General features: G+C 62.9%; 3 protein-coding genes. 1 reads left to right on the top strand and 2 read right to left on the bottom strand.

Annotated features, from left to right (window positions below; genetic code table 11):
* Positions 1-406: 406 nt before the first annotated feature.
* A complete protein-coding gene (locus XI09_RS08830; RefSeq protein WP_271566494.1) occupies positions 407-2794 on the bottom strand; it encodes a TonB-dependent receptor in 2388 nt (795 codons plus the stop codon).
* Between the two features lie 111 nt (positions 2795-2905).
* Positions 2906-3322, bottom strand: coding sequence for a DUF2946 family protein (locus tag XI09_RS08835; RefSeq protein ID WP_271566495.1), 417 nt, complete (start codon positions 3320-3322; stop codon positions 2906-2908).
* An 82-nt stretch (positions 3323-3404) separates the two neighbouring features.
* Here XI09_RS08835 and XI09_RS08840 point away from each other — a divergent pair.
* On the top strand, positions 3405-3643 hold a 239-nt coding region (locus tag XI09_RS08840; protein ID WP_271566496.1), incomplete at its 3' end, for a hypothetical protein.

Consider the following 3643-nt stretch of genomic DNA (forward strand, 5'->3'; position numbering starts at 1 on the left):
CAGCAGAATCGGCGACCTTATGCCGTGGCGCTTCCGTAAGGCGTCAAGCCAGCTTCAATAGGGCCCCGGCTGAGCGCTTACAGAATATACGGCCTCACGCCATCCGCTCTCAGTCTGAGACACGCGATCTCCCGATGGGAAAGGCGTCGCCGCGCGGTCCTTTTGTCTTCGCGGACGATACCCGGATAGCGCAGGGTGGCCTCTTCCGCATCAGGAGCCTCGTGTGTTCCAACAGCGAAGAACCTGGGATCAGACTCACGTTCCCCGATCAAGTAGACCTCGACGAGCCAGCCGGAGTTCGCGAGTTCCGTAGCATTCCGAGGGCCGGTATCGGCGCCGATACCGTGCAAGCCACCGGCCATTGCTACGCCCGCTCTGCCACTCATCTTGAGACTCTCCTTTCGGCTCAAAACTTCAGGTTCGCGAACGCCCGCACGCCGATGCCCGGCAGCAGCACCTGGTCCTTGTTGTAGGACACCGAGTTGCGCAAGTTCTCGTTCAGGAGGTTGTTGCCGACCAGGCCGACCGTCATCTCGCGAGCGCCGAACCAGGACGAACCGAGCTTCGTGTTGTAAGTGACCTCCGCCTTCAGCAGGTTGTAGCCCGCGGTCGGCGTCTCGCCGATCGGCGCGATGTCGTTCTGTGCGAACGCATGCAGCAGGTTGATGCGTGCAAACCAGTTGCTGTCGCGCCAATACACGCCGCCGCCGACCCTCACCGGTGGAATGCGCGGCACGTTGGTGCCATCGGTGAAGGTGGCGCGGACCACGTCGAACTGATCCTCGACACCCCAGATGCCGCCATAGAGCGGTCCGACATCGAGTTGGCTCTGGAATTCGGCGCCGCGGAAGATCGCGTCCTGCTGCGAATAGATCGCCTGTTTGAGCTCCAGCGGAGCTGGATCGGCGGCATCGACGCAAGCCGCTTCATCGCAGGTATTGCCGGTCAGCCGGCGGAAGATGAAGCCGTTGAACTTGGTGTAATAGCCGGTCAGCTCGAATCGCAACGGCCCTTGCGCGCGCCGCAATCCGATCTCGATCGATTTGGCGGTTTCGATGCCGAGATTGGGATTGCCGATGTCGAACGTGGTGGTCGCATCGTGCGCGCCGCGGGAAAACAGCTCCGCCGGTTTTGGCGCCCGCTCGACATACTGGCCCGTGATGCTGGCGACGAGGCTCCATGGTAGATCCTGGAGCAGACCGAGGCCCACGCTCTTCGGCGTGAAGTGCAGGTTGCGCGCGGTGGCAGGGCCGATCGCGCCGGGGTCGGTATTCAGGTCGAAAATTTCGGGAATGAAGGCCGGAGTTGTGCCCGAAAGGTTCACCTGTTCGATGCGTCCGGCCACTTGCGCGTTGGTCGTGTCGGTGAATTGCAATTCGTTGAAGACGTAGCCGGCGACCCTGCTGTTGCTGTTGGGGTCCCATAACCCGTTGAGCGGGCTGCTGGGATCGTCGGGGCTCGGCGCGGTCAATTTCTGATGCCCGGCCTGCAGGCCGAAGGCGGTGGTGACGGCCGCAAAGCGCGCGTTGAACGGCATCAGCTGCACTTCGAGGCGGCCCTCCTGCTCCTTATTGGTAAAGGTCTGCCGAATACCGGCGCTGGACAGATCGGCGGTATCGGCGAGCCCGATCTCGTCGTGGTGGTAGTCAGTGGCGCCGGCCCAGAAGCGGACAGCGTCAATCACATCGCCGCGTGGACGGTATTCGCCCTTGGTGGTGAACTTGGTCTGGTGGCCGTCGATCCGGGTCTGATGATCCGCGCCGTCGATGCCGGGGATGCGATAGAGCACATCGTTGTGGGTGACCGCCGCACCGACGAAGCCGTCCTGAAAGATGTAGGAACCGCCCAGCGACCCACCATCCGACTGCGTTGCCGAATTTGGCTGGCGACCGTTGAAAGGGCGCGTCTGGTCAAACAGATACGGATTGCTTGGGACGTTGTAGTCGCTGGTCTTGCGGCCAAAGGCATCGGCGTGCAGGGCGAAGTTGCCGCCGCCGGCATCGAGCAGGATGGCGCCGTCTACGCCGCGATCGACCGAGCTAACCGCGGTTCGCGTCTCGACGTTCGCACAGCCTGTCGGCTGAATATTGGACAGCGGCGCCTTGACCGGAAGTCCGTAGCTCGGGAACGCCGGCGCCGGGCAGTCCGGCAACGCGTTGGGAATGCGGTTGTTGGTGGCGCTGACCACGCCGCCGATCGAGGTCGAGCCGTAGCGCAGCGCGGCGGGTCCCCGGATCACCTCGACCTGGTTGGTCGCGATCGGGTCGATCGGCACGAAATGATCCTCGCCGAGATCGGAGGCGCCGCCGGCGGTGTTTCCGTTTTCGTAGATGCCGACGCGATTGACGTCGAGACCACGAATGATCGGGCGGCTCGAGGCGCCGGGCGCGAAGGTCGAGCCGGTGATGCCCGGTTTGGAGAACAAGAGATCGCCGAGCTGGGCCGTGCCCTCGCGGCGGATCTCCTCGTTCGGCACTACGGTGACAGTAGCGAATTGATCGGTGACGACCGGCAGCACGCCTTGTTGCGGCGCGGCGGGGGCCGGCGCCGGCTGCGCTTGCGGTGTGCGCTCGCGATTGCGGCCGGCAGCGGCACGGGCGACGCGCACCGGCGCGCGTGTTGGCACAACCGCCCGGTGTCGCTGAATCGGGCTCGGCGCCGTCACGGTGATTTCAGGCAGTTGTGTCGGGGACGCCGCCGGCGCGTCCTGCGCCATCGCGCTATGGGAGGCGGCGCATAGGAGTAGCCAGCTTGCACTGCCGATGTAGAAGGCTCGTGGTCTCTGGAATTTCATTTGTCCCGATCCAGATCCCGTCGAATGAAACGACGGCTCGATGTCGATCAATCCTCTGCTGTCGCTTCGCGTGACGCGGGCGACGGCAAAAGGCACATCAATCAATCGATGTCAGGACGAGGGAGGCGCGCGGGATTGGAATGCTGAGCGCGCTAATTGCACGTACAGGAAACCGGCGTGGGTCGCAAGATACTGGAGATCGACAGGCTGCGGCAGCAAGAGCACGGGCGGTGCCGCGAATAACGCGCTGCCTGCGAGCGAAATGACTGCACAGATAGCGCAAGCGCCGGCCGGGTAGTCACGATCATCATTGGAAGGCTGCTGCTTGCGAGAGGTCTCGGCGGCAGCATCCGAGATAAGAACGTCCTCGCTGCTGGCCGGAGCCACTTTCGTCGGCGATGTCCGGGTCGCAGGCGCGGCCTTCTCAGCGAAGGCATGGAAATGCCCGAACGACAGCGCAAACTGGAGGACTAGCGCCATCAGCGCCAGCCGCGAGCCAAGTTTGATGTGTTCTCGAAACCAAGGCATGACAGCACTACGCTAACCGGGGAACGCTCAGGCCCACCAAGCGTCCCCAACTGTTACTTTATAACATGGAGGACAGATTGCAATGTCAACTCCGAGCTCCAAGCAAGCTTCATCAACCGGCGAAGTCTCGCTCCCGCGCAACGTGGCGGGACGCGTTGGCCACAACGCGCAGTGTCCGCTCTTTTTGAAGGTAAGGCAGACCATGTACGGTCACGCCGGAATGTTGCGAATTGCAACGGTATGCCTGAAGTTGGGGGTAGAGCGGACGTGGCTGGCCAACTGGACTCTCAACAATAATGCTGCTCCGGTAACCGAAGAGAG

The organism is Bradyrhizobium sp. CCBAU 11386 (assembly GCF_028128955.1).
Taxonomy (GTDB): Bacteria; Pseudomonadota; Alphaproteobacteria; order Rhizobiales; family Xanthobacteraceae; genus Bradyrhizobium.

Coding starts and splice junctions, on each gene's coding strand:
- XI09_RS08830 (WP_271566494.1), bottom strand. CDS start 2,794: ATGAAATTCCAGAGACCACGAGCCTTCTACATCGGCAGTGCAAGCTGG.
- XI09_RS08835 (WP_271566495.1), bottom strand. CDS start 3,322: ATGCCTTGGTTTCGAGAACACATCAAACTTGGCTCGCGGCTGGCGCTG.